The sequence below is a fragment of the Pedobacter deserti genome, assembly GCF_024436415.1.
Taxonomy (GTDB): Bacteria; Bacteroidota; Bacteroidia; order Sphingobacteriales; family Sphingobacteriaceae; genus Pedobacter; species Pedobacter faecalis.
Genome location: NZ_JAFMZQ010000001.1, coordinates 2626866 through 2652051 on the forward strand (window position 1 = coordinate 2626866; position 25186 = coordinate 2652051).

Consider the following 25186-nt stretch of genomic DNA (forward strand, 5'->3'; position numbering starts at 1 on the left):
ACACCAAAAAGCCCCGGCGATATCTCGCCGGGGCTTTCTTATTGGATTGTAAAGAGGGCTTAGTATTTAAACACCTTGCCGCCAACCATCACTTCCTGTGTTTTCTCGTCGAAGGTTGCCTTCTGGCCGGTCCGCGCAGCCGCGTTGGTCATGATATTCGCAATCGAGTGGTAATAACCCGCCTCTACCGGAGCATTGGTTTCCTTACGGCTTCTGATACACTCCATCCAGTTGCGCATATGCGCTGAGGTGAGTTTGTCGCCTCCCGTATTTGCAGATGCAGCCACCTTCTCTACGTTCTCGGTAAGCTTAAACTCCGGCAGCAGATTCGCTTTCATGTCCATAGCCTTTGCCGCATTCTCTCTCAAACCACCCTTAGGCGATACCATATTGGTAATCAGGTTCATCTCACCGCCGTTTGAGTAGTAAATCTCCGCCGGGTTCTCGTCGCCATTGTGCATACGCGAGGTAAACACCACCTGGAAACCATTGTTGGGGTCGTTTGGCTTGCCGTAGTCAAACACCGCTGTGGTCGTATCCCAGTTTCTGCGTCCGTCTTTCCACTGATAGATACCACCGTTGGCCACCACACTTCTCGGGTGTTTCAGTCCGGTAAACCAGTGTACAGTATCGATCTGGTGCGACATCCACTGACCAGGCATGCCTGAAGAATACGGCCAGAATAAGCGGTACTCCAGGTATTTCCTCGGATCCCAGGCTTCAAACGGTCTGTTGAGCAGGAAACGCTTCCAGTCGGTATCTTCCTGCTTGAGTCTGGCCACTAAGGCAGGTCGGCGCCAGCGGCCAGGCTGGTTCACGTTCCAGCTCAGTTCAACCATCGTAATATCCCCAAACTTGCCATCCTTTACAAACTGCGCAGCGGCTTCATAGTTCCCGCCACTTCTCCGCTGCGATCCGATCTGAACGATCTGCTTAGAGGCTTTCACCGCTTTTAAGGCAGCCCGCGCATCAGCCATCGTTTCCGCAAAAGGCTTTTCGCAATACACATCGCACTTAGCCGTTACTGCCTCAATGGTGTGAAGAGCATGCTGAAAGTCGGCTGTGCTGATAATTACCGCATCGATATCTTTTAGCGCATACAGCTCATCATTATTGCGGCAAGCCGTGATGTCGTGACCAAGCTTGTTTTTAAGATGATCCACGCCCAGTCCGCGGCGATAGTTCCAAAGATCTGATACGGCAACAATGTCAAAATTCAGTTCTTTATGATGGTTTAAAAAACTCGGCAGGAGGGAGTCCTTAAACCGGTCTGAAAACCCTACTACGCCGACACGCACCCGGTCGTTAGCCCCGATAATACGGCCATAACTTTTGGCCGAAAACCCCATAGTGCCCAGGTATGTACCTGCACCGGCGATAGCGGCCTGCTTTAAAAATGTTCTTCTGGATTCTTCCATGGTCTGATAAGATTACAATTCTTTAATTTTTATACTTCTGAACGAAACCCTGTCGCCATGATCCTGTAAAAGGATACGGCCTTTAGGTGCCATTCCAAAATCTTTCCATCCTTTGTACTTACTACCGGCAACAAGCTCGAGAAACTCGGGCGTTCCGCGCGTAAATTCAGTGATTTTGAAGCCGTTCAACCAATACTCGATGCGGTTGTCAGGATACACCCTGATCAGGCCTTTATTCCACTCGCCGATCTTCTTTTGAGAAGCCGGTATCTTTTTACTGGCTATAAGGTCATACAAAGAACCAAGCGTTCTATTGCCGTTTTTACCCAGCTTAGCGTCCGGGTGCCGTTCATCATCCAGAATCTGGTACTCCATACCTATTGCTGAGCCTTTGTTGCCCTCAGACAGCGTCACAAAATATTTCACTCCGCTATTGGCGCCCTGAGTAAGCCTGAAATCGAATTTCAGCTCAAATGCACCATACAGCTTCTCGGTAACAATATCTCCGCCGTTGGTCGACTCGCCGCCATCAGATTTCTCCACACTAAGTTCTCCATCGCGTATGAGCCAGCCTTTTTCAGGAAAAGTACCTTTATAGGCGCCAACCCATCCTTTGCTGGTCTTACCGTCCCACAGCAGGCTGTAACCTTGAGCCTGTTCCAGTGCAGAAAGATCGTTCGGGATCATGTTCACAACATAAGTATCATCAGCTTTCGCAGGCGTCAGCTTACCCGTCTGAATCCTGATGTTCCTCCACTTGATCTGCTTGCCGGGAACCTCGTTTTTACCGATGCTGTGTACCTGCAGGGCAATGAATCCAGACAGGGTCACATTGTCGACCAAACTCGCGGCCGGTATGCCGTTAACCCAGGTGCGGATCGATGAGCCTATACATTCAATCCTATACTTGTTCCACTGGCCCTTTTTAAAAGCAGCCTGCCCCGCCGGATTGATGTCCATCGGATACAACCAGCCTCGTCTGCCTTCATCATAGATACCGCCACTCCATTTTCTATCGGAGGGATCAATTTCCACCTGATAACCATGTACCCTGCCATTCTGATAATCAGCCTTGCTCAAGCTCCTCACCTGTATGCCGGAATTCATGGAGTTGTCGGCCAACAGTTCCAGTTCCAGAATAAAATCACCATATTCTTTCTCTGTCGCCAGAAAGGAGTTCGGTTCGTTGGAAACAGTGGTGCCAACAATCTCTCCCTTTACGACCTGGTACTTCGCCTTACCGTTCAGCTGTTTCCAGCCATTTAAATCCTTCCCGTTGAAAAGCTTCTGCCATTTCCCGTCCTGCGCATGCACGGCCGATAAACTCCCTGCAAGCATCATAGCCACCATTACTAACTGTCTCTTTTTCATTCGTGTTATATATTAATTAATAGGTTTTTGCAAAATCGTCTGCCGCGGCATTCAATGCCTTTGCATCAGGATGTATCTTTTCATCAATCTGCACGCGATATCTGAACGTTACCGACTGGCCGGGCGCGAGTTTCATGTTAAGCCGTTCCTTACCGTTCGAAAAAATATTTTGTCCCAATGGGTTTGCCGCAAACAAGCCGTAGTCGCGGGCATGCCAGTAGGTTGGGTAGCCCGGGTTTTTCGGGTGATCAATAATGGAAACCGCAACAGGCATACCTTCTTTCTTCGCATACAGCATACACCAGTTGCCCCGGCTGCCCCATACATCATTTCCCTGTTTTCCTGCACTGCTGAGATAATTCCCATTGGCACCATTGTTTGAGGCAGGCACCCTGGTAATGTTACCCTGACTGTCGGTAAACTCTTCAACCTTGTCCGACGGCATTTCCAGCTCCTTAGTTACCCTTAGCCCAATCATACCGTCCTTAACATCTTTAAAAAATACGGTATCCTGCTGTGCGATAAGCGTGGTAATACGGTCTATACTCCGGCTGTGCCCCCGGCCCGAAAACACAAAGGTCGTCTGCTCTTTAAGCAACACCTTTCCTGCCTGATTCTCCCAATTTGAGGTATAACTTAATCGCCCTTCATTTTTACCGCCGGTAAGCTTTTCCACTTTAGTGTTTCTTACCCAGCCGTAGCGTACTTTGTTTGCCGCCGGAATGTTATAAGAGTTGTTCCAGAAATCCAGACCATTCACACTTTCATAGTTAAGCCACAGGCCAACATGATGCGGATGGTCGGTCCGTTCACCATCGCGGCTCTTCAACGGAAAACCACGGGTAACAACCAGTCCCCCAGCGGTATAAATCGGATACAATACCGGCTTCTCCAGGTTATCCGGATAGATGAAAGACGTAAAGTGCTTATTGCCGACCAAAACCTTCACCGATTTCTGCTCCGTATCCGGAACAAATTCCACTTTGACTTGCCGGGCAGTTGCTGAAACCGCACAGCAGCATAAAACAATAAGCAGGTTTATTTTCATCGTATTTGGTTACTTAGGCCCCGAAACATGGGACGAACATTTAGTTAAATATAGTTGTCTTAGCGCATAATATGCTCATAAACCGATATTTACTACAGAAAAAATACGAAAACGATTGCGCTTACAACCAATGATTTTCCCGATACCATGCTACGGTTTCGGCTATTCCTTTTTCCAGATTATACCTGGGTTGGAAGTTAAGATCGGCTTTAGCGCGACTGATATCGCAGTACCAGTTTACCGCCGTTAGCTCTGCCATCTTTTCTTTGTTCAGGGCAGGAGTATCCTTGCGGTTCCGGTAAAGGAAATCCATGATTCGGGCCAGTGCGCCCACTAGCGAGACCGGAAGATGAAACCTGAGCGTGCGCTTTCCAAGTGATTTTCGGATAAAGCGGCCCAGCGTATAGCGGTCATAGAATTGACCATCCGAAATATTAAACGTACGTCCGCGCACTTCAGCGAAAAGCGATTTTACAATAATCTCCGCCAGATCGGTCACGTAAATAAAACTAAGCTGTTGCTGAAAGGAACCTATATAAGGTTCAATGCCCTGTTTTATGCTTTTAAACAGAATGAAAATATCTTTTTCACGAGGCCCGTACACTGCCGTTGGCCTGATCACAATAAGCGGAAGCTCCGGCAATTCGGAAAGGTATCGCTCCGCTTTCAGCTTGCTCGCACCATACTGGGTTACCGGCTTTCCCGTCATCTCGTCGCTTATGCAGGCAGATAAGTCGGCGAGCGGGCCCAGTGCGGCTAAACTGCTCACAAACACGAACTTTTCCAGAGGAATCTTAGCTTCAGTGGCAGCCATGGCAAGGTTTTTCGTAAATTCCGCGTTTACCCGTTCATACTGCTCCCGCGTTTTTGCCTTGGTGATTCCTGCCGCATGAATAATATAATGGAACTGATACTTCTCAAGCGTATCCCGCAGGTCGGCTACCGATGCATAGTTGAGCTCGGCATAACTGATATCGAATGCTTTCAGGTGCGCTCTGGAAGTGCCCGATCGCACGGCCGCTACCACTTCAAGTCCGGCTTGCAGCGCCTGGGCAATCAGATGATAGCCTACAAAGCCCGTGGCACCGGTGATCAGCACCTTTTTGCTCATATCTGTTTTTCGTAGATGCGATAGGTTTTGTAAGGATCGCCTTTAATGGCTTCAATGGCACTGTTTACCATGTCGTTGTGCTCAAGCGTCCAGCTGGCCTCGGCATATTCAAATCCCTTACGGCGATAAGCCTGAATGATCTTCGCATAAATACAGGCTTCAATACCCATCTTCCGATAGCCGTCGACCACACCCAACAGCAGGATCCTGATTCCCTTAACCTTTTTCTTTCCGAAAAGCAGCTTAAACAAGCCGGTAGGAAGGAGGCGCCCCTTTTTAATGTTGATCTGGATCTGGTTCATATCTGGAATTGCGGCCCCAAAGCCAACCAATTCACCATCCTTCTCGGCAACCAGACAAAAATCCGGGTCGAGCACCAGCTTAAGGTCTTTGGCCTGATAGTCAAATTCCTCATCGTTTAGCGGTACAAATCCTGTATTCTTATCCCAAGCCTTGTTATATACCTCGCGCAACTTCGCAGCTTCAGCTTTGAAGTTTTTCATATTGATCTTCCTGATCACGATATTATTGCGCTTTAAGCGCTCTTCAAGGCGGTCTACCAGCTTCACAGAACGATCATCATAGTTTTCGCCAGTAAAGCGCCAGGCCAGCAAATCAACCTTTTTCAGCAGACCAGTGTTTTCCAGAAGGGCGGGGTAGTAGGAAGCATTGTAAGGCATCATAACCACAGGCGGCATGTCAAAACCCTTAACCAATAAGCCGCACGACTCATTTGTAGAGAAGTTGACAGGGCCCATAAGTAAACCGGTCACACCTTTCTCTTTCAGCCAGTCCGAAGCGGTCTGCAGCAGCAAATCTGCGGCACTCTGATCATTGACACAATCAAAAAAACCAAAGAAGCCGTCATTCACCTGGTTAACCCGGTTATGGCTGTTGTTCAGTATTGCCGCAATCCTGCCAATGATCTGATCCCCGTTGTACAACAGGAAACACTGTAGCGAAGAATGTTTATGAAAAGGGTGGGTGGTCAGTAAGTCTTTCTGTGCAATAAATAATTCCGGAACGTAGTTCGGGTCGTTCTTATACAATTCGTGAGGAAAGTCAATAAAAGCAGCTAATTGTTTTTTATTGCTTACAGCAACGATCTGCTTCATATAGTTACCTGCGATCTTTGAACCTGAACCTGCTTGGCGGCAGCTGATATTTTATCCACCGCTTCCTCGATCTGAGCAAAGGTATGTGTGGCCATCAGGGAGAACCTGATCAGCGACGAATCTGAAGGAACTGCCGGAGATACTACCGGGTTCACAAAAATTCCATTATTGCTCAATATATTGGTAATTAAGAAGGTCTTATCGTTATCGCGGATATATACCGGAATTATCGGACTGTCTGTATGGCCTATATCAAACCCTGCATCGAGCAAAAGCTTTTTTGCGTAGTTCGTGTTTGCCCAAAGCTGGTCGATGCGCTCCGGTTCCGATTCTATGATATCCAATGCAGCTATAACGCTCGCAACTGCTGCAGGGGGCATGCTGGCGCTGAACATCAGCGATCTTGCCCGGTGTTTCACAAACTCAATCGTTTCCTCGTTGCCGGCAATAAACCCACCGAGGGAAGCAAGCGATTTGCTGAAAGTACCCATGATCAGATCCACCTTGTCGGTAAGCCCGAAATGCGAAGCCGTTCCCGCACCGTTTAAGCCAATCACGCCTAAACTGTGCGCATCATCCATCATAATATTTGCGCCAAACTCATCGGCAATTTTTACGATCTCAGGCAAATTGACCAGGTCACCTTCCATACTGAAAATACCATCAGCAACAATCAGTTTTGCGGCGTCTTCAGGAAGCCTGCTCAACTTCTTGCGAAGATCGTCCATGTCATTATGCGCATACTTGATGGAACGCGAAAAAGAAAGCCTGCTTCCGTCAATAATGGATGCATGGTCGTATTCATCAAGGATCAGATAGTCATTACGGTCCAGCAGGCAGGAGATCACCCCGAGGTTAACCTGAAAGCCGGTACTGAAAAGTACCGCAGCTTCTTTACCTACATAGGCTGCCAGTCTGCGTTCCAGTTCAATATGTATATCCAGCGTACCATTCAGAAACCGGGAACCAGCACAACCAGTGCCGTATTTATCGACCGCCTGTTTGGCGGCTTCCTTTATTTTAGGGTGGTTGGTAAGGCCAAGGTAGGAGTTAGAACCAAACATCAGTACCCGCTTCCCATTGATCATCACTTCTGTGTCCTGTCCCGATTCAATTGCACGGAAATATGGGTATAAACCCTTTTCCTTGATCGCATTGGCATCTTTAAATGCTGCTATCCTATCTTGTAATTTTTTGCGCATGCTATTCTATATCTTTTAATAGAGCTGAGTTATGTTTGGTAGTAGTTTTCATATGACATCATTGATTACGCTAGCTTAATATTAAGTTAAAAGTCAACATTTATGCCAATAAAAAAACTTCCCAAATCTAAGATCATAATCAGACAAAACAAAACTAAAAGTTTATCAACTATCAATATATTGTTTTTTAAAACAAAAATTACAATTTACTTATATTTACGGCTGCAGATGAAGGAAACGGGAAATAGTTGCCGGTTTAGCAGATCACCTGACCCTAAAAAGGAAACAGGGAAACATCTGGCGATGCATCCCTGTTTTAATAGATGGTTGACCCACCACAGATCAACCTAAACCAAACAAACTATCATCATAACGGCAACTGGTATGCCAAAGTTTTCGGCCAGATCAATAAAGACATTAATATGACAATTCGCGAGCTTTACTGCTAAAAATGCGCATTACAAGCCTAGCGTAGCGTATTTGTATGCCGGGCATCCAAGGTTAGGCCACATAGCTAGGAGGGTCAGACCTCTTTTTAATACACTCATAATGCTTTGTTCAGTACAGTAAAAACCTGAACCAGGCGCAGACCGTTGTTGTCTACCAACGTAAGCGTATGCCTACCGGGCTTTGGCTGCAGGGCAAGCTGGTGACGATGTTGTGTCGTCCCGACGTATTCCTCATCAATATGCCAATGAATCTCGGCACTGGTGTAGCGGTGGGTGGCGTCAAGTACCAGTTTACCCGGACTGCCATCCAGCTCCACAGGAATATAAACCATAGCATTGTTTTTAGGGTAGATCATCTCCATCATTTGCTGGCTGCTCTCTTCTTCGCAGCCGGGCATCAGCGCAGGAGGCTCAGTATACTCGCTATGTTTACTCTTATAGTAATACGCCATAGCCGGGGGCAGTATAAACCAGGGGCGGCGCAGCATCATCCCCGGCTGCTCGCAGGCATCGGTCACGCGGTGGCGACCAGTCCTGTCGAGGTAAACCAGCTTATGGTACGGACAAAGCCCTGTCTTTTCACCCGCAGGTGAACCATGCATCTGCATCCGGTCGGTACAATATTCGCCTGCCTTGTAGCCGCTTTGCTTACATGCCGTATACGTCTTCATCATCTGCTTAGGCATTTTAAACCAGGGGCCTGCGGGCAACTGCCTGAATACATCAAACAGGACGGGGGCGGCCACATCAATTCCCGTTAGCCCGGGGCGACCTTCACCGTCGGCATTGCCCACCCAGATGCAAACCAGGTGATCTGGCGTTAGTCCTATAGCCCAGGCATCGCGAAAACCGAAGCTCGTACCGGTCTTCCAGGCCAGGCGCTGTGAAGAAGAGAACTGTTCCCAAAGTCCTTCCTCGCCAGGACGCATTACTTCCTCCATGGCGTTAAAGGTATTCCAGATCGAACCAAAATCGGTTACCGAACTTAGCGAAGTTTCCTCATCTTTTAAGCGCTTATCGCGCGCAAAGACTTTATCGCCTGCCTTCTTCAGGTACACCGGTGCGTCGTAGTCATGCGGATTATAGCGGCCTTTATGGTCGTTGAAGTGATTTAAAGTCCGCGCCATGCCTAAGTAGGCGGCCGACAAATCCCATAGCGTTACCTCACTGCCGCCAAGTATGAGCGACAAGCCATAATGATCGGGCGGTCGGTTAAGTGTCGAGAGCCCAAACTGTTTTAGCTTGTCGTAAAACCGCTGGTACCGGTAAGTTTGCAGCATTTTTACAGCCGGTATGTTAAGCGAGCGACTCAAAGCCTGATCGGCAGGAATCGCACCATCATAACCCAGGTCGTAGTTTTGGGGCGAATAGCCGCTGATCTGGGTCGGAATATCCGGGATCAGCGTCTTAGGTAATATAAAACCATCGCTCAGCATGCAGGCATACAGCAGGGGCTTTAAGGTGCTGCCGGGACTTCTTGCCGCGGAGATCATATCGACATGACTTTCCAGCTCTTTGTCCTCCGGTTTAAAAATATTGCCCACATAGGCGGCAACAGAACCTTGTTTCACATTAAGCACAAGCGCTGCGATGTTATTGATGCCGTTCGAGCGGTACCTGTTCTGATAGCGCTTCAGCAGGTCGCTAAGCTTAAGCTGCAAATCGTAGTCGACCGTCGTCGTGATCCTCGTTGTACCTACGCCTTCCTTACTCAGCGATGCATACTCCCGCTTAAAGCGGTTAAGGAGGTGAGGAGCATGCTGGGGCAAAGCTTTAGGCGCGCCGGGAATAGGTTCGAGCTTTGAAAGATCGGCTGTAGCCTTGTCGACCACCCCGCTCTCTACAAGTTTGTCGAGCAGCCTGTTTCGCTTTCTGACCAGCAGGCCGGCATTGCGGCCCGGCCGGACCAGCGATGGACTGTTCGGCAGCACTGCCAGGGTGGCCATTTCACCCCAGGACAGGCGTTCTGCGGGGCGACCGTAATAGCGCCATGCCGCAGCATCTAAGCCCACCACATTGCTGCCAAAGGGAGCGTTAGCCGCGTAAAGCTTCAAAATTTCGGCTTTGCTATGCCGCAGCTCCAGCCGGAGCGCGAGAATCATCTCTGTAAGTTTCTGTCGCACTGTTCTGCTTTGTCGCCGCGACAAACGGATCACTTGCATGGTAATGGTACTGCCGCCGCTGACTACCGTCCGTGCCTTGATGTTCTGACGTATGGCCCTGCCCATGGCCAGCACGTCTATACCGGGGTGACTGAAAAACCTTTTGTCTTCAAAGGCAAGCAAACAGCGCATATATTTCTCTGGCACCTCCCGGTCAGACGCCGGAAAGCGCCACTGCCCGTCGCCCGCTATCGATGCACTCAACAATTCACCGCGCCCGGCCTCTACCACGTAGGAGGTTGGCGAAGTAAATAGCTGCTTGGGTAAAGCGAACCAAAACCAAAGAAACAGCACCACGCATAAGGCCTCGCTTGTCCAGTAGACTATTTTACTACCTGAACCCATTTTCCAGCATGTGTCGCACTGATAGTTTGATCGTACATCGCCTCGCAGTGCTGGGCCGACAAATAGTAGCGTCCCAGATAGGAGGCATTTAGCAGCACTTTATACACCACACTCTGGTTTTCACGCAAATTGAAATAAGTAAACACCCGGTCGTCCCGGATATCGCGGTACGCATATGGCGATGATGCGAGGATATTTTCGTTATCATTTATTCTTGTGTTCACGATTTCCCATCCCGAAGGGAATATCTGCGTTAAAGCCAGTTGCTCGTAATCGCCCCGCTTACCCGGATTTCTGACGGTCACCTCCGCATAAAAATCGGTGCCCTGTTTCAACACAGAAGGATCTAGCGTTTTCCCGTTCAGCAGTTTATACGCCACCTTCATATCGAGTACATCGGGGTTCAGGGCGGCGAAGTTATGCTGACCGGGTGCGAGCTGACCGCTCAGAATCAGCCGCGCAAACAACACGCGATTGCCCGTATTCACGAGCGACACGCCGCCTTTAAACGTCAGCGGTGTGCTCGAAAAATACTCGGGGAGATTAGTCTTGCCTTTTTTACCATCAATCGTGTAAGTATAATTGAGACTGGCTGAGGCACTGTTTGCTCCGCAGAATTTAGCGATTGCAAGCAGGCTATATGCCGTAGTTTGCGTGCTGTACCATGTTTCCTGACCAAGTGTGGCGGCTACCGACTGCAGGGCAGAGGCAGCGGCCTGTTTGCGCCCGAGCAATGTCAGCGTTTCCAGGATCATCGCCTGATCGCGCAGTTCAGAGCCATACGTACCCCCGGGTTGCTTATAGGGTTCAGCCGTAAGTGGCAAGCCTTTGATCAGCGCAGCGGCGGCTTGTTGCTGACCGGCAAGCTGGTACGCAGCGGCAAGGCGCCATTTGGCTGGGGCCGACAAATACTCAAAGCCTCGCAAACGGTTCATGGCACCTATATCGGCACGCCGACCGAGCGCCAGTACGTAGAGTCGGTAGGCTTGCGAGAGGTCGCCGCCATAAAAGTTCTCGCTATCCGGTACCCAGGCCGAGGATTTGCTCCTTAAGTAACGGAACAACTCATCGGCCATGCCTACCGGCAAGCTGTAACCCGCCTTCTGGGCTTCCAGTAAGAAATGTGCGGCGTAAGCGCTGCCCCATTCGTCGGATGAGGAAGCGCCAGGCCAGTAAGCCAGGCCGCCGTCGGGCGACTGAAATCCGCGCAGTCGCGCAATGCCTGCCTTAATATTTCGCTCGGTATTGGCTTTTTGCTGCTCGGTCATGCGGGTCAGGGCCGACAAATACAACTGCGGAAATACCGATGAGGTAACCTGCTCTACACATCCGTGCGGATACTGCGTCAGGTAGCCAAGTCGCTTTTTTAAATCAATAGGAGGCAGCGATGAAATTTCCAGCACGCCGGTGTTGCTTCCCCCCATACCAATTGGTTGGTAGGCATGCGACCATGAACTGCCGGGCTCTATGGCAGCAGAGATCACATTGGTGATATAAGGGTTGGGGTTCCGAACATCCAGTTCGACGTCGTAGACCGCCTTTTCTGCTCCGCTCTGTGCGGTAACACGCACTTTTGCTATGCCGGTACTTTCCGGAGCTTTCAACTCAAAATAAGCCATCTGCTCTCCGGGCTTTGCAAAATTTAGCGATTGACTGAATGCGGTGGTCAGGCGCAGACTGCTCGCTTGTACCTGTACAGATACCTTCTTCAGGCGCGATTCTGTAGCAAACACCGTTACCGGAAGGGTAAAGGTCTCACCCGGGCCGATCACCCGGGGCAATGTAGCCAGCAGCATCAGCGGTTTCTTAACCTGCACTGTCTTTTCGGTGAAACCATAGGCACCGTCCTGTCCGGCAACTACCATTGCGCGCACTGAGCCAATGTACTGCGGCAGGCGGAAGCGGTGCGTTTTACGTTCACCCTTGCCTAGCGCAAACGGCCCCATGTATTTCACCACGGGCACAAAGCGGTTGGCTTTTGCCGGGTTAAGGTTGCGGTTTATGGTGCCGTCGCCGCCGATGCTCAGTATCCGTTCCAGGTTGCCGCCCCAGGCGCCGAGCACATGGTCAAATAAATCCCAGCTCTTCACCCCAAGTCCCTCACGGGCATAAAAAGCGCCGTGCGGATCGGGGGTTTTAAAGCGCGTCAGGTCTAGCAGCCCTTCGTCGACAAGCGCAATGGTATACGTCATCGCCTTACCCTGCTGTTCAGCCACCGTAAGTTCCGTGACCGTTTCCGGCCGGATGCTCGCGGGTATATTCAACAGGGGTTTCAGTATCGTTTGAGGATCCTCAACCAGCAGGGGAATAGCACCGTACATGCGGATAGGCAGATCGTTGACCGTTTGCGCATGCGGTTGAAGCAAGGTTACGTTCGCAAAAACGTTTGGCGCCATATCCTTCTCGGCCTTAAACCGGAACTGCGTTTGTCCGGGCGCCGTCTTAGTCCAGAACGTACGCAGCACCCTGCTGCCATTCTCAATGGAGATCAGCGCCCGGCCACCTTTACCCGAAGGTATGGTAAGCACCACTTCTTCGCCTACGTGGAATTTCTGCTTATTGGCCGTAAAGGAGAGCATCGATGCTTCCGTCGGATTATTCGCCTGCTCGCGCTGCGCCCAGCCTGGCCAGTCCACGTACACCGTCTTGCCAGATACGTGACCGCCCAGCGCATCGCGCACGAGGATCAGGTACCGGCCCCATTCTGGTTCATCGATGCGGAGCGTCCATCTGCCTTTTCCGTTCTGCAGGGTAATATTCTCTTTTTTAATCAGCTTATTAAAAGAATTCTGGGTAAAGTTGGCGAAGGCATATTCATCGTCCTGTTCCCACCACCAGCGCCATTCCAGCTTGTAAAGTTCTACGGTTACCGACTTACTGCCAGCCAGTAAACGACCATTGCGATCCACGTTCACAATATCTACCGGATGGTCCTTACCCGTAAACAACATGCCGCTTAATCTATCGCCTTCCGGAGTCCGGATACCATAATAGTTCTGGTACACGTGATACGGCACATTGAAATTATCAATGCTGAAGTTGCCGCCCGCCTCAAATACCTTCGTCGTATAGTTGGCCCGCAACATGCCCGGCGCCGCGTGGTTGCCAATCAGCGAGGTGTTTACCCGGGCCGAACCGCTTTCATCAAGCGTGCCTTCAAAAATAGTCTTCAACTGCGATTCAAACTTCACAGCCGGATTATCAAAAGAATACTGCTCAAAGCCCTTGAACTTCGTTTCCATCGCGTTCAGGTTCACGTCCACCTTAGCTTTGAGATGACTGGCTGGCGAGCCGAACAGCCACCTGGCCGTAAGCACAGCGTTATCAAAAGAAATCTTCAGGCGGTTGGGCATCACCGTTTCAATCTTGATGGTCTTAGAAAATGTAGCGCCGCCAGCCCTGATCTTCGCCAGCCAGTTGCCCGTAGGTGCACTTCGGTCGGTAAGCGTTTTAAAGGTATAAAAGCCATTCAGCGGTTTACCGTTTACCAGCCGCTTCATGAGCTGACCCTTAGGATTGTAGAGTTCGAAAGTTACCGGGTAACCGCCAGGCAGTTTTTTTAGTTTATCTTCCAGCACGAAGGTCACGAACAACGAATCTCCCGGCCTCCACACCCCGCGCTCGCCATAGATAAAGCCCTTCAAACCCTGTTGCACCACATCGCCACCAACGTCAAACCGGCTCAATGGGAGGGAAGTACCGTCGTCTATCCTGAGGTAGCCACGTTCATCGCCGTTCTTTGCAACCAGCAAATAAGGCTTGCGTTTCAGGTCAAACTTAGCCATACCCTCTGCATCCGTTTTCACCGTATGCATCAGTTGCTGCTGATAGTCCAGAAACTCCAGCGTTACGCCACCCATAGGTTCGGCGGTGCGTAAGTCGGTAGCCATGGCAAACATGCTGTTGTCGTTACCCCGCTTCACAATCAACCCGATGTTGGAGGCAATCAGGTTACGGTTTGCCCAGCGCTCGCTGGTGTAAAAGGATGGGGTACACGGATTATCACGGTCCTCCCAGCGGTAGTTAGCCGGATAGTAATTGCCGTAGCGCGACCAGAAATCATCGTCTTCATCTATTTTTTCCGACCATCCGCCGCGCGAGCTATCCTCTTCCTCTTCTGATACAGCATCCGTACCGCAGTTATACACATTATAAGCCTGCTTAAATCCAATCACCACCCGGTAAATGGCACCGGGCTCCGCCTTCATAATTTTATCTAAATCCAGCGTAAAGCGGTTCTTCTTATGCAAGTCAAGCGCCCGGTCTTCGTCCAGCCGAATAGTTTTCTGTACCACAGGCTTGGCTACGCGGCGCAGTTCCGAGGCATAACCATAGTCGCCTTTGTAGTTGTTCGACTGGAAAAACTGGGGTACGTTGTTTTCGTAAACCTTTATCACCGTAACATCTACCGCCCTCAGGTTTATCGCATCAAAGGGCAGGAGCAGTTTACCCGAATTAGGCAGGATAGAACCGCTGCCGCTTATGGTTATCGAAGGATTTTTGTTCTCGAAAGTAATGTTGGCTGTCTTTGCAACGCTGAGCTTGCGGTTCTGGATATTCTCGATACCGGTGCCTACGTTCACCGCATAAGTACCTTCCAGCTTTACCGGCGCATACACCTTTACCTCGCTTCCGGCAACGGTATACCTCAGGTCGTTCATATTCACCAGGGAAATCAATCCCGACAAATCCTGCATCGCACCAACCGGCTCTGAAAACTGCACCAGGATATAGTCTTCACGATCCTGCACCGCCCTGATATCCAGAACCTCAAACGCTCCTTTGGCGGGCAAACGAAGCGTTGTTCCGCCTTTCATGTCGGCATTTATGGGGTTGGCCGACCAGTTCAGGACCAGTTGCTGTGCCGACCAGGCCTTCTTAATGCTGTCAATCGTGAACACCGAACGCCGTTCCTGCGGGTAGTGCTGCCATTTGACGCGCAGGGGCTGAGGGAACTCGGCCGATAAAGTCTTCTCGACGGCCTTAGCATCTTCCTCATCGGAAGTATTGATCTCGCCAGAGAGCTTCATCAGGTCCATAGAAGTATTGCTTTGCGAAACCAGGCCATTATGCCGAAAACTTAAACCCGGACGGATCACGCGGAAGTCGAATTCAAACTCCTCGAGCCCCTCTTCCGTGTCGGTCACCTTATCCAGATCAAAGCTGGCTTCGTAAGTCTCTCCCGGCTCCAAAGCCTCGTCCGGCCTAAACTCTATGGTCTGGGCGTCAATCCAATACGTCTTTCCAGATAAAGAAGGAGAGAAGCTGAACAAATCGCGTTCATCTGCCACACCAACGCTTGCCATGGTCTTAACCTGATTGGCCAAACGCAGCCGGATATAGCTTTTTTTAGACACCGTACCCGAGGTATAAGCCTCAATATAGCGTGCGAAACGCTGGTCGTAATCTTTTGGTTTGTCTTTTTTGAAAAAGAAATAGGCGCCTGCGGCGATGAGTATTGCAGCTACAATAGCCACAACGGCGGTTTGTCTTGGTTTCATAACCAAGTGCAGAGCAAAAATAATACCGCAGCTTACCTGATCATCACACCCGGCTTGTCTACCAGCGGGATATGAATAAGGTTATCATCGACAATGCTCTCCGGAAGGAAAATAAACTTCTTATCGTAGATGACCCCGTCTATATAATAGCTGAGCCAGTACTCGTTGGTGAGACCGAAAACCTGCGGGTCAATAGCTTCCACACCAGCAAAAGCCTGGGCATCAATGTCGCCCAGAAAATGCCGCAGTACAGAGGTTTTAACCTGCCGACCGTCCTTCTCGCCATAACCCTTAGAACTGATCAGCACATTGTTGATCGGACTCTCCTTCAGATTAACCACGTATACCGTCCAGTCGCCCGACTCAGGCCTGTCGCCCATCAGCACAACGGCCATGGCCACATCTTCTACAATATTTTCAGGCAGATCCTTTTTCATTACTTCTTTGCTTTCGCCGTGGTTTTCCGTGCACCAGCCTTAGCGGTCGTTTTCTTTGCGGCTGTTTTCTTCACCTTAGGCGTAAAGGCGTCCGGAACCTGCTCCACGATCAGTTTCTTTACCTCATCCAGCGAAATCTCCGCAAGCGCTTCAGCAGTATATTTATCGTTGGTAGCCGGATTCTTTTTCAGCTTCAGCATGTCTTTACCAAAGCGAATGAAAGGTCCCCAGCGACCATTTTCAATAGCAATCTTTTCTTCCGGCCACTGCTGAATGAACCTGTTGGCTTCTTTATCCAGTTTTTTACGGATCAGTTCCTCAATGTCTTGCTGCTTTAAGTGATTGAAATTATAGGCCTTCGGCACATTGATAAACAAATCGTTCCATTTAATGAAAGGACCGAAGCGACCAGTACCCTTGGTTACCGGCAAGCCCTCAAAATGCGCTACCGGCGCATCAGCAGTAATCTTTTCATCGATAATCTCCTGCGCACGCGCCTGATCTATCGTCAGCGGATCCTCGTTCTTCGGCACAGAGATGAAAGCATCGCCCCATTTTACATAGGGACCAAAGCGACCTATGCCCACCATCACTTCCTTACCCTGATAGTCTTCGAGTGCAAACGGGAGTTTAAAAAGTTCCAGTGCATCTTCCAGGCCTATCGTAGCCACAGATTGCGATTTCGTCAGACTAGCGTACTGCGGCTTCTCTTCGTCGTCGTTCTCGCCAATCTGCACCAGGGGACCAAAACGGCCTACCTTAGCATACACATTCTTGCCCGTGGCAGGGTCTGTTCCAAGCAAACGCTCCCCATTGGCGCGGTCGGCAGTCTCCAATGTCACCTCCACCTCGTTATGGAAAGGCTTATAAAAAGAGTGGAGCATCTTAGTCCATTCCTGAAGCCCCTGAGCGATCTCGTCAAACTCCTTCTCTACGCTTGCCGTAAAGTTGAAATCCACAATACCCTTAAAATGCTCCACCAGGAAATCGTTCACCACCTCACCAATGTCGGTAGGGAATAATTTAGCCTTTTCGGCTCCGGTTATTTCTGTCTTAGTTTGCTTATTTACAGCACCTTTATGCAACCTGATGCAAGTAAAACTACGCTGCTTTCCATCCCGGTCTTCCTTAACCACATAACCGCGGTTCTGAATAGTAGATATGGTAGGCGCATAGGTGGAAGGCCGGCCTATACCCAGCTCTTCAAGTTTCTTTACCAGACTAGCTTCCGTATATCGAGCAGGCGGACGCGAAAAACGTTCCGTAGCCAGCATTTCATTCAGCGTAAGCGCCTGTCCGCGTGTGAGCGGCGGCAGCAAACCAGCTTTTTCGCTGTCGTCTGCATCATCGTCGTCCGACGATTCCAGGTACACTTTTAGGAATCCGTCAAACCTAAGCACTTCGCCCTCGGCAACCAGATGTTCACCGCGGGTGCTGATTCCAATCTGCGCTGTGGTTTTCTCAAAAAGCGCTTCACTCATCTGCGAGGCGATAGAACGCTTCCAGATCAATTCATATAAACGCTGCTCAGAGCTGTCGCCCGGCACCGTATGCTGATTAAAGTAGGTAGGACGAATAGCCTCATGCGCTTCCTGTGCACCGGCCGATTTGGTCTTATATACCCTTCTCTGATGATATTTTTCTCCCCAGGCCGAATTAATTTCTGCCGCTGCAGCCTGAAGCGCAGTCTCCGATAAATTCACAGAGTCTGTCCTCATATAAGTAATACGCCCGCTTTCGTACAAGCGCTGCGCGATCTGCATGGTTCGGGAAACCGAATAACCCAACTTCCGGGCAGCTTCCTGCTGCAGGGTAGAGGTTGTAAACGGCGCTGCCGGATTGCGTTTGGCAGGCTTAGTCTCCAATGACGACACCGAAAACGAAGCGTTCATGCAATCCTTCAGAAAACTTTCTGCCTCTGCCTCGGTACCAAAGCGGTGCGGAAGTTCAGCCTTAACCAGCTCGCGGCCATTGCCGGTAGAGAACTCTGCCGTGATCTTGAAAGCCGCCACAGCGTTAAACTTATTAATCTCGCGTTCGCGGTCTACAATAAGCCTTACGGCTACCGATTGTACCCTTCCGGCCGACAAAGAAGGCTTCACCTTCTTCCACAACACCGGCGAAAGCTCAAAACCCACCAGCCTGTCGAGCACCCTCCGGGCCTGCTGCGCATGCACCAGGTTATAATCGATGCGTCTCGGCGCTTCAATAGCTTTAAGTATAGCCGGTTTAGTGATCTCATGAAAAACGATCCGTTTTGTCTTATCTTCTTTCAGGCCAAGCGTCTCGAACAGGTGCCATGAAATCGCTTCTCCCTCGCGGTCCTCATCGGATGCGAGCCAGACCATCTCTGCTTGCTTAGCCAGCTTTTTCAGCTCAGCCACCACCTGCTTCTTGTCTGCAGGCACCTCGTAAGTCTGCGCAAAATTATTGTCAATGTCGATAGCCATATCGCCCTTAACCAGATCCCGGATATGTCCGTAACTAGACTTAACAAGGAAATCCTTACCCAGATATCCTTCGATGGTTTTGGCTTTTGCAGGAGACTCGACGATTAACAGATTTTTGACCATTCAGACCGATTTTCTGCAAATAAAGCTATAATTAAGCCGAATATCAAAATCAGATCGGAATTTTATAATAAAATAAGCGCAACTACATTGTCACCCATCCAGTAAATCGCTAGGTTTTACCAGCTTATGTTATAACAAGCCTGAGACTGAACGCTTAACTAAAGAACTCCTGGACAAGTTGCCCTGCTAGCTCCGCATTTTCAGCAGCCACCCACACTTCGGCAGCATTGAAACCACCGGCGCTAACGGCCGGTGATTCAATGGAACTCATATGTTCATTCTTGACCATACACGGTAAATCATGTTCCAGAAACATGCTTTCTATCATCTTCGCTTTCCAAACATCGCCAGAAAACACTTGTACCAGTCGGCCGCTATCGTTTTTCATGCTCAATTAATTAAAGGGAGATTTGTCCGCAATACACACTGTCAGACACCCGCTGCCTGTCGTTCGATATAAAGGCTACATAAGTCTCCACTACCGTATCTGACTCACCTAACCATGACTTGGATTTTTCCGGATTAATCTCCAGTGTTTCCACACCAGCCGTGCGCCGCGCACCACCCACAATGAAAAAAGCCCTCATGGTATCCGGCAAATAAGCGAGCACCATGACCTGATCGCTCCTGCGGGCATAACCCCAATTGGCATCCACATCCCAGGTGAAGGTAAGGACATTGTCTTCAAACGAAACCGCAGCATTTTGCGGTTCAGGAAGATTTCCCTCACTCACAATCACCCTACTGTAGTCGACCCACAGGTTAGGATGCTCACCCATAATGGCGTGCTCCCTGAAGAGGCTCGTCGCCGCATTTTGCGGAATCTTCGTAGTACCCTTTGTAGCCGGGTGGAAGCTGTAGCACACAAAATCCTTCAGCGGACTCACATACTTCTGCGCCATGCGAAACCTTGCCTGAGAATCGGCCAGTTTGCCCGTAGCTTTTTTCCTGCGCTTTGCCGTTTTTCGCGGACGCATCCTCGTCACGTTTTCCCCGCGTCTTACGTAATTTACGATGTTCCCAAGTAACCCGATCAGGAACCCGTAAGGACCATTTTTTAGTCTAGCCATAATTTTATTTTTTAATATTTAATAAACGTTTAAACAATAATAAAGAAAAATAACCGAAACTGCCAAGCCATTGGGTAAATATTTTACGCTGGTTCTCCGCTGATATTATACTGCTATAAAACGGCTTTTACACTGGTTTAAGCAGACTAATACCAGTCTAATAGCAGTGTAATACCAGTCTAAAAGCAGTCTAATTGACACACGCAATGGCCGTTGAAATGCCAAGCTTTTCAATTATTCAGGCAATATTTTTGTGTGTATATTCGTCTAATAAAAAAACCATATTTATGACTACATTATTGATTATGCTGAGCCTGCTTTTTACGCCGCCGGCAAAAAGCGTACACGATTTTTCGTTTACCAGTATCGATGGTAAAAAGATCAGCCTGTCTAAATTTAAAGGCAAGAAAATCATGATCGTGAACACTGCCTCGAAATGCGGTTTTACGCCGCAGTATGAAGAGCTTGAGAAACTACATAAGCAGTATGGTAAAAAGCTGGTTGTTATTGGTTTTCCTGCGGGAAATTTTGGGGGACAGGAACTGGCTACCAACAGCGAGATCAAGGAGTTTTGCTCGAGCAAGTTTGATGTGTCATTTCTGATGGCTGAAAAGAGCAGTGTAAAAGGCGATGACATCACGCCGCTGTTCAAGTATCTTACCACAGCTGAAAACCCTGATTTCAAAGGCGATATCAACTGGAATTTCGAGAAATTCCTCATCGACGAGAACGGAAAACTTATACACCGCTACCGCTCCAAAGTAAAGCCGCTCGACGAGAGTGTTGTGAAAAATATTTAACACAAGTGATGCACTGAATTTTTGGTGCACCGTAAATAAAAAGGGAATGCTTTAACATTCCCTTTTTGCTTTTTTGGCCGTAGAATGTTATTTTAGGTAACCAAATCTTGAAATCATGGAGAAGAAACATCAGTACCAGGCGACAGTGGAATGGACGGGCAATCTAGGCAGCGGAACCTTCAATTATACCTCATATAAGCGCGATCACCTGATTCAGGCACCGGGCCGTCCGGCTATTGAATGTTCTTCTGACTCGGCTTTCAGGGGTGATGCAAAAAGGTACAATCCGGAGGAGCTGTTGCTTTCGTCGGTTTCGTCATGTCACATGCTCTGGTATTTACATCTCTGTGCTGAAGCAGGTATTATTGTGCTGGAATACCGTGACGAAGCCAGTGGCTTAATGCTCGAAAATTCTGATGGTTCAGGCGCTTTCAAAGAGATCGTTTTGAAACCAAAAGTTAAGGTGGCGAACGCAGATATGCTTGGGAAAGCCGAGGAACTTCACAAGAAAGCAAATGAGTTTTGTTTTATTGCACGCTCGCTGAACTTCCCGGTGCGCCATGAGCCGGAGATTTTGGTTTAAACGCCGGAACCTTTGTCCCTTTTCATTTCTTCATGGATATCTTTCAGGATGGCGTTGCGCTTCCTGCTGGATTTACGGATATCGTTTATAATCCAGAAGAAATAAATGGCGGCGCCGATCATGGCAGCGAAATACAGGTAGGGGAAGATACTAAAGAAGCTGAACATATGATTTTTCGGTTAGCGTTTGTTGATTGCGTTAGGTTGATTGATCAAATATATTTATTTTGAGGGACATTAACTAGAGCTCAGCAAGATGCAAATAATTAGCGCCCTTTGGTATTTTCAACGTCGGCTGGTGTTGCCGGCATTTCTTTTATCTTTCCTGCTTTCGTTTTTTATGATGGGCTGGTCGCGCGTGATGGCCGGTACAGGACTGGGAATGTTGTTGCTGATGCCTACTGCGCATCTTCTGGTGTACGACTGGACCTACAAAAATGAGTATTTGTTTTACCATAACATGGGCCTCTCGAGGCGGTTGTTATGGTTAAGCACGCTTTTGGTAGGCATGGTGATGGCGGCAATATTTTTCGCTTTATGAGTTCTGGTTTGCATGTTGACAGTGTGAGGAAACAATTCCGCGGGCGCTTTGTGCTGAATGATGTGTTCCTGTCTTGCCAGATTGGTGAGACTGTTGGACTTCTGGGGCGAAACGGTTCGGGAAAGTCGACTTTACTTAAGATTATATCTGGGACGCTATCGGCGGATTATAAATACATTTCTATAGACAACCTCCGGCTTGCTGATTCGTTCCGGTCGCGCCGACTAATGCGTTACCTGCCACAAGATAACTTTCTACCCAGCCACATAAGTATCGAAAGTATATTATGTTGCTTTTGCAGCAGCCCGAACGCCGATGTACTTCGACGAAGTATTCATGTTCAACCTTTTCTGAAACGTTTGCCTGGAGATTTGTCGGGCGGCGAGAAGCGTATTATAGAAATCTTGCTGCTTCTGAACTCAGATGCGAAGTACGTGCTTTTAGATGAACCTTTTAATGGTCTGGCGCCCCTGCATGTGGAAATTGTGAAAGATATTATCCGGAGTGCAAGTGGTAAGGGGATTGTGGTTACCGACCATGATTACCGCAACGTACTCGAAATATCATCTAGGGTGATCCTGATGCAGGAAGGAAATACCAAAAAGGTTAACCGGGCTACTGACCTGATCGATTTTGGCTATCTGCAAAGACACATTGTTGTAGAGTGGGAGCCGAGAGGATAGGGTTACCTTTTTGCCTTTTCCTGTATTAATACTAAATCCAAATTATTTAATTTTATGAAAAGGTGTTTAATCTATTGTGTATTCGCAATGGTGGCTTTGGGCTGCGACAAAAATAGACATGGCGAACATGCGGATGCGACTGCGCCCCTTGAAGAAAACGCGGATACGCTGTTGTCGGATAAGGTGATCAAGACGGCTGATATGAGATTCGGGTGAAGGATGTGCAAGGTACGAAGCAGCTGATTACAGGCCGCCTTTTGTGAACCGGCTCATGCTGAATATCCAATCAGGATGGATCATGTTTGTGGAGTTTCTTCTGTTCCTGACCAATTTATGGATGTTCATATTAGTTGCGGTAGCTGGCTATGTGGCTTACAAAAGATTGTCGTATATTAGAGTTATCAAATCAAACGCAAAATGATTAAACGCAATCTCGCAATCCTGCTGCTGCTGGCTCCGGTTGCCTTGGCTTTTGGCCAAAAAAAGTATACTATTCATGGAAAGTTAAAGGGTGTGGGAGATGGTGCGGTGATTCGCCTGATGCGAGACGAGGGTAACTTATTGACGACCCTTGGTACGGATACGGTGAAGAATGGCGGTTTTTATTTCTCAGGGGAGGCTACAGAGCTCACGGCGATGGCACTGATCGGCGATGGCCCTGGCTTTCCTTCGAAATGGCTGGATATATGGGTTACGCCCGGCAGTAGTGTAGCAATTGCGGGTGAAAATAAGCTGCTGAAAACATGGAAGGTATCGAGCAAGGTTCCTGAACAACAAGTGCAACAGCGGTTTATGCGGGCGAGCAAGCTTGTACTCGACGAACTGCAAGGCTTATCGGCCCAGGAAAGCGCCTTGCTGGAGCAGAGGGAGGGGGCAGATGAAGCAAAAACCAAACGCATCTGGGCTAGTGTAGATTCGCTCCGCCGGATACAGGACGGGCTCCATAGCAAGGTGTCGTACAACGAGCTGGCGCTTCTGACGACCATAAAGAAACATGACAGGGTATGGATGGGTGTGTTAAATGACTTGTCGCGAACAGTAAGATACGGTTCTGACACAGTCTTGAGGAGGCGGGTAACTGATGTCTATCGTGGTCTGAGCAATCAGGAAAAGAATAATGATCAGGGATCGGAGATTCGCGTAAATCTTTTTCCGCCAGTGGTGGTGAAGGTGGGAGAGCAGATTGCCGATACGATGTTGAGGGATTTGGAGGGTAACAGCCGCAGGCTCGCCGACTATCGTGGCAAGTATTTGCTGATTGATTTCTGGAGCGTGGGCTGTGGTCCCTGCATCATGGCTATGCCGGATTTGAAGGCGCTTCATGAACGCATGCAGGATAAGGTTGCCGTGATCAGTTTTAGTACCGACCGCAACAGGGAAACGTGGAAAAAGGCCTGTGCTTCCTATAAAATGAACTGGATCAATCTTAGTGACGGCCTGGGTAATAGCGGTCTTGCAGCAAAATTCGGCGTAAGCGGCATTCCGCACTATGTGATCATCTCCCCGGAGGGTGTGCTTCTCGATTCATGGGTTGGCCACGCCGATGGCTTGCTGGCTAAAAAGGTCGCCCAGCACGTGAAAGATTAACACAAGAAGCCGCCGCCGAGCAGATCGTTACCTTCGTAGAATACGGCCGATTGTCCGGGTGCGATGGCAGAAACGTTGTGATCGAAGAACACGCGCATCTTATCTTTTTCCTGTACGATGGTGCTTAGTGTACCGGCATCTTTATAGCGGATCTTGGTAACCACGTTATCCATAGGTTCCTCAATGCTTTCGTATTTTACCAGGTTCAGGTTGCGCACCAAGGCTTCTCCACGCTCAAGCTCATCCGCCCGGCCCAGCATAACGGTATTGCTTTCGGGGAGGATTCGGGTAACGAACATCGGTTCGCCAAGGGCTATTCCCAGGCCTTTTCGCTGACCAATGGTATAGAATGGGTAGCCTTTATGCTGACCTACCACTTTGCCGTTGCTCAGGACAAAGTTGCCCGGGCCAACGCGCTCGTCGAGGTCCTCCACTTTATGACGAAGGAAGGCCCGGTAGTCGTTATCCGGAACAAAACATATTTCGTAGCTTTCGCTTTTTTTGGCAAGTTCCTCTTGTCCCATATCCAGCGCCATTTGCCTGATTTCGGCTTTGGTAAAGGATCCTAAAGGGAATTGGGTACGGGCTAGGTTTTCCTGGGAAACACCCCAGAGTACGTATGACTGGTCTTTGTTTTCGTCTTTTCCTTTGGAAATGACGTAGCGACCGTTGTCTTGCAGGCGGATATTGGCATAGTGGCCCGTGGCAATAAACTCACAATCTAGTTTATTCGCTCTTTTAAGCAATGCTTCCCATTTGATGTGGGTGTTGCAAAGTACACAGGGGTTAGGTGTGCGTCCGGCGAGGTATTCGTCCACGAAGTTGTCGATCACGAAGTCGCCGAATTCATCGCGTATATCCAATATATAATGAGGGAAGCCGTAGTTGACCGCCAGTGCGCGGGCATCATTGATGCTATCGAGACTGCAGCAGCCGGTTTCTTTGCTGTTGCTGCCTGAGGTGGCGTAATCCCATGTTTTCATGGTAAGGCCTATAACCTCGTATCCTTGTTCGTGCAGCATTACAGATGCTACTGAACTGTCGACGCCGCCACTCATGGCGACCAATATTCTTCCTCTTTTACTCATGTTGCGATCTACCCGGGTTCAAGGTCCGGTGATTAAATTGAAAACAGCTCCAATTTCAGCGGCAAAAATAGTGTTTATTTGGGGCTTATTTAAATATTGGGGT

General features: G+C 49.1%; 20 protein-coding genes. 6 read left to right on the top strand and 14 right to left on the bottom strand.

The genetic code is table 11. The features are described from left to right. Window positions 1-59: 59 nt before the first annotated feature. The 12 genes from J3P40_RS11925 to J3P40_RS11980 form a co-directional block, all read right to left on the bottom strand. Complete coding sequence (locus J3P40_RS11925; protein ID WP_256005880.1) at window positions 60-1418, bottom strand: Gfo/Idh/MocA family protein; 1359 nt, start codon at window positions 1416-1418, stop codon at window positions 60-62. Window positions 1419-1430: 12 nt separating this feature from the next. Further along, window positions 1431-2789 carry a 3-keto-disaccharide hydrolase gene (locus J3P40_RS11930; RefSeq protein WP_256005882.1) on the bottom strand — a complete coding sequence of 453 codons (1359 nt, stop codon included), beginning with the start codon at window positions 2787-2789 and terminating at the stop codon, window positions 1431-1433. Window positions 2790-2805: 16 nt separating this feature from the next. Further along, window positions 2806-3837 carry a DUF6807 domain-containing protein gene (locus J3P40_RS11935; RefSeq protein WP_256005883.1) on the bottom strand — a complete coding sequence of 344 codons (1032 nt, stop codon included), beginning with the start codon at window positions 3835-3837 and terminating at the stop codon, window positions 2806-2808. Between the two features lie 121 nt (window positions 3838-3958). Then, the gene (locus J3P40_RS11940; protein WP_256005885.1) at window positions 3959-4948 is read right to left on the bottom strand and encodes an NAD-dependent epimerase/dehydratase family protein; all 990 of its coding nucleotides are present in this window, start codon (window positions 4946-4948) and stop codon (window positions 3959-3961) included. Further along, window positions 4945-6063 carry a GNAT family N-acetyltransferase gene (locus J3P40_RS11945; protein ID WP_256005887.1) on the bottom strand — a complete coding sequence of 373 codons (1119 nt, stop codon included), beginning with the start codon at window positions 6061-6063 and terminating at the stop codon, window positions 4945-4947. Before J3P40_RS11945 ends, J3P40_RS11940 begins: the two co-directional genes overlap by 4 nt. Beyond that, window positions 6060-7265, bottom strand: a complete 1206-nt coding sequence (gene spt, locus J3P40_RS11950) for a serine palmitoyltransferase (RefSeq protein ID WP_256005890.1) — start codon at window positions 7263-7265, stop codon at window positions 6060-6062. The genes J3P40_RS11945 and spt overlap by 4 nt, the downstream gene beginning before the upstream one ends. Window positions 7266-7809: 544 nt before the next feature. Beyond that, window positions 7810-10221, bottom strand: a complete 2412-nt coding sequence (pbpC, locus tag J3P40_RS11955; RefSeq protein WP_256005892.1) for a penicillin-binding protein 1C — start codon at window positions 10219-10221, stop codon at window positions 7810-7812. Next, window positions 10200-15722 carry an alpha-2-macroglobulin family protein gene (locus tag J3P40_RS11960; RefSeq protein WP_256005895.1) on the bottom strand — a complete coding sequence of 1841 codons (5523 nt, stop codon included), beginning with the start codon at window positions 15720-15722 and terminating at the stop codon, window positions 10200-10202. Before J3P40_RS11960 ends, pbpC begins: the two co-directional genes overlap by 22 nt. A 32-nt stretch (window positions 15723-15754) precedes the next feature. Beyond that, a complete protein-coding gene (locus J3P40_RS11965; protein WP_256005898.1) occupies window positions 15755-16159 on the bottom strand; it encodes a hypothetical protein in 405 nt (134 codons plus the stop codon). Further along, window positions 16159-18732, bottom strand: a complete 2574-nt coding sequence (gene topA, locus J3P40_RS11970; RefSeq protein WP_256005901.1) for a type I DNA topoisomerase — start codon at window positions 18730-18732, stop codon at window positions 16159-16161. The genes J3P40_RS11965 and topA overlap by 1 nt, the downstream gene beginning before the upstream one ends. Before the next feature lie 154 nt (window positions 18733-18886). Continuing rightward, on the bottom strand, window positions 18887-19120 hold the full coding sequence (locus tag J3P40_RS11975) for a putative signal transducing protein (RefSeq protein ID WP_256005903.1): 234 nt from the start codon (window positions 19118-19120) through the stop codon (window positions 18887-18889). Window positions 19121-19130: 10 nt separating this feature from the next. Further along, window positions 19131-19802: a DUF6266 family protein gene (locus tag J3P40_RS11980; protein WP_256005906.1), complete on the bottom strand. Its 672-nt coding sequence runs from the start codon at window positions 19800-19802 to the stop codon at window positions 19131-19133. Window positions 19803-20089: 287 nt separating this feature from the next. On the opposite strand from J3P40_RS11980, the gene J3P40_RS11985 reads away from it, so the two are divergent. Next, window positions 20090-20602, top strand: a complete 513-nt coding sequence (locus J3P40_RS11985; protein WP_256005907.1) for a glutathione peroxidase — start codon at window positions 20090-20092, stop codon at window positions 20600-20602. A gap of 115 nt (window positions 20603-20717) precedes the next feature. Then, window positions 20718-21185: an OsmC family protein gene (locus J3P40_RS11990; RefSeq protein ID WP_256005908.1), complete on the top strand. Its 468-nt coding sequence runs from the start codon at window positions 20718-20720 to the stop codon at window positions 21183-21185. On the opposite strand, the gene J3P40_RS11995 is transcribed toward J3P40_RS11990, so the two are convergent. Then, a complete protein-coding gene (locus J3P40_RS11995) occupies window positions 21182-21352 on the bottom strand; it encodes a hypothetical protein (protein ID WP_256005909.1) in 171 nt (56 codons plus the stop codon). The two genes, J3P40_RS11990 and J3P40_RS11995, sit on opposite strands and share 4 nt — an antisense overlap. An 88-nt stretch (window positions 21353-21440) precedes the next feature. On the opposite strand from J3P40_RS11995, the gene J3P40_RS12000 reads away from it, so the two are divergent. From J3P40_RS12000 to J3P40_RS12015, 4 genes are all read left to right on the top strand, one after another. Further along, window positions 21441-21725, top strand: a complete 285-nt coding sequence (locus tag J3P40_RS12000) for a hypothetical protein (protein ID WP_256005910.1) — start codon at window positions 21441-21443, stop codon at window positions 21723-21725. Beyond that, window positions 21722-22408: an ATP-binding cassette domain-containing protein gene (locus J3P40_RS12005; RefSeq protein WP_256005911.1), complete on the top strand. Its 687-nt coding sequence runs from the start codon at window positions 21722-21724 to the stop codon at window positions 22406-22408. The genes J3P40_RS12000 and J3P40_RS12005 overlap by 4 nt, the downstream gene beginning before the upstream one ends. A gap of 54 nt (window positions 22409-22462) precedes the next feature. Further along, entirely contained in the window at window positions 22463-22624 is a 162-nt protein-coding gene (locus J3P40_RS12010) for a hypothetical protein (RefSeq protein WP_256005912.1), read from the top strand. Window positions 22625-22825: 201 nt separating this feature from the next. Next, complete coding sequence (locus J3P40_RS12015) at window positions 22826-23995, top strand: TlpA disulfide reductase family protein (RefSeq protein WP_256005913.1); 1170 nt, start codon at window positions 22826-22828, stop codon at window positions 23993-23995. Here J3P40_RS12015 and mnmA read toward each other — a convergent pair. Then, window positions 23992-25083 carry a tRNA 2-thiouridine(34) synthase MnmA gene (gene mnmA, locus J3P40_RS12020; RefSeq protein ID WP_256005914.1) on the bottom strand — a complete coding sequence of 364 codons (1092 nt, stop codon included), beginning with the start codon at window positions 25081-25083 and terminating at the stop codon, window positions 23992-23994. The genes J3P40_RS12015 and mnmA overlap by 4 nt on opposite strands. Window positions 25084-25186 lie beyond the last annotated feature (103 nt).

What these genes read in the sequence shown, in the direction of transcription:
- J3P40_RS11925 (WP_256005880.1), bottom strand. Translation starts at nt 1,418, where the DNA reads ATGGAAGAATCCAGAAGAACATTTTTAAAGCAGGCCGCTATCGCCGGT.
- J3P40_RS11930 (WP_256005882.1), bottom strand. Translation starts at nt 2,789, where the DNA reads ATGAAAAAGAGACAGTTAGTAATGGTGGCTATGATGCTTGCAGGGAGT.
- J3P40_RS11935 (WP_256005883.1), bottom strand. Translation starts at nt 3,837, where the DNA reads ATGAAAATAAACCTGCTTATTGTTTTATGCTGCTGTGCGGTTTCAGCA.
- J3P40_RS11940 (WP_256005885.1), bottom strand. Translation starts at nt 4,948, where the DNA reads ATGAGCAAAAAGGTGCTGATCACCGGTGCCACGGGCTTTGTAGGCTAT.
- J3P40_RS11945 (WP_256005887.1), bottom strand. Translation starts at nt 6,063, where the DNA reads ATGAAGCAGATCGTTGCTGTAAGCAATAAAAAACAATTAGCTGCTTTT.
- spt (WP_256005890.1), bottom strand. Translation starts at nt 7,265, where the DNA reads ATGCGCAAAAAATTACAAGATAGGATAGCAGCATTTAAAGATGCCAAT.
- pbpC (WP_256005892.1), bottom strand. Translation starts at nt 10,221, where the DNA reads ATGGGTTCAGGTAGTAAAATAGTCTACTGGACAAGCGAGGCCTTATGC.
- J3P40_RS11960 (WP_256005895.1), bottom strand. Translation starts at nt 15,722, where the DNA reads ATGAAACCAAGACAAACCGCCGTTGTGGCTATTGTAGCTGCAATACTC.
- J3P40_RS11965 (WP_256005898.1), bottom strand. Translation starts at nt 16,159, where the DNA reads ATGAAAAAGGATCTGCCTGAAAATATTGTAGAAGATGTGGCCATGGCC.
- topA (WP_256005901.1), bottom strand. Translation starts at nt 18,732, where the DNA reads ATGGTCAAAAATCTGTTAATCGTCGAGTCTCCTGCAAAAGCCAAAACC.
- J3P40_RS11975 (WP_256005903.1), bottom strand. Translation starts at nt 19,120, where the DNA reads ATGAAAAACGATAGCGGCCGACTGGTACAAGTGTTTTCTGGCGATGTT.
- J3P40_RS11980 (WP_256005906.1), bottom strand. Translation starts at nt 19,802, where the DNA reads ATGGCTAGACTAAAAAATGGTCCTTACGGGTTCCTGATCGGGTTACTT.
- J3P40_RS11985 (WP_256005907.1), top strand. Translation starts at nt 20,090, where the DNA reads ATGACTACATTATTGATTATGCTGAGCCTGCTTTTTACGCCGCCGGCA.
- J3P40_RS11990 (WP_256005908.1), top strand. Translation starts at nt 20,718, where the DNA reads ATGGAGAAGAAACATCAGTACCAGGCGACAGTGGAATGGACGGGCAAT.
- J3P40_RS11995 (WP_256005909.1), bottom strand. Translation starts at nt 21,352, where the DNA reads ATGTTCAGCTTCTTTAGTATCTTCCCCTACCTGTATTTCGCTGCCATG.
- J3P40_RS12000 (WP_256005910.1), top strand. Translation starts at nt 21,441, where the DNA reads ATGCAAATAATTAGCGCCCTTTGGTATTTTCAACGTCGGCTGGTGTTG.
- J3P40_RS12005 (WP_256005911.1), top strand. Translation starts at nt 21,722, where the DNA reads ATGAGTTCTGGTTTGCATGTTGACAGTGTGAGGAAACAATTCCGCGGG.
- J3P40_RS12010 (WP_256005912.1), top strand. Translation starts at nt 22,463, where the DNA reads ATGAAAAGGTGTTTAATCTATTGTGTATTCGCAATGGTGGCTTTGGGC.
- J3P40_RS12015 (WP_256005913.1), top strand. Translation starts at nt 22,826, where the DNA reads ATGATTAAACGCAATCTCGCAATCCTGCTGCTGCTGGCTCCGGTTGCC.
- mnmA (WP_256005914.1), bottom strand. Translation starts at nt 25,083, where the DNA reads ATGAGTAAAAGAGGAAGAATATTGGTCGCCATGAGTGGCGGCGTCGAC.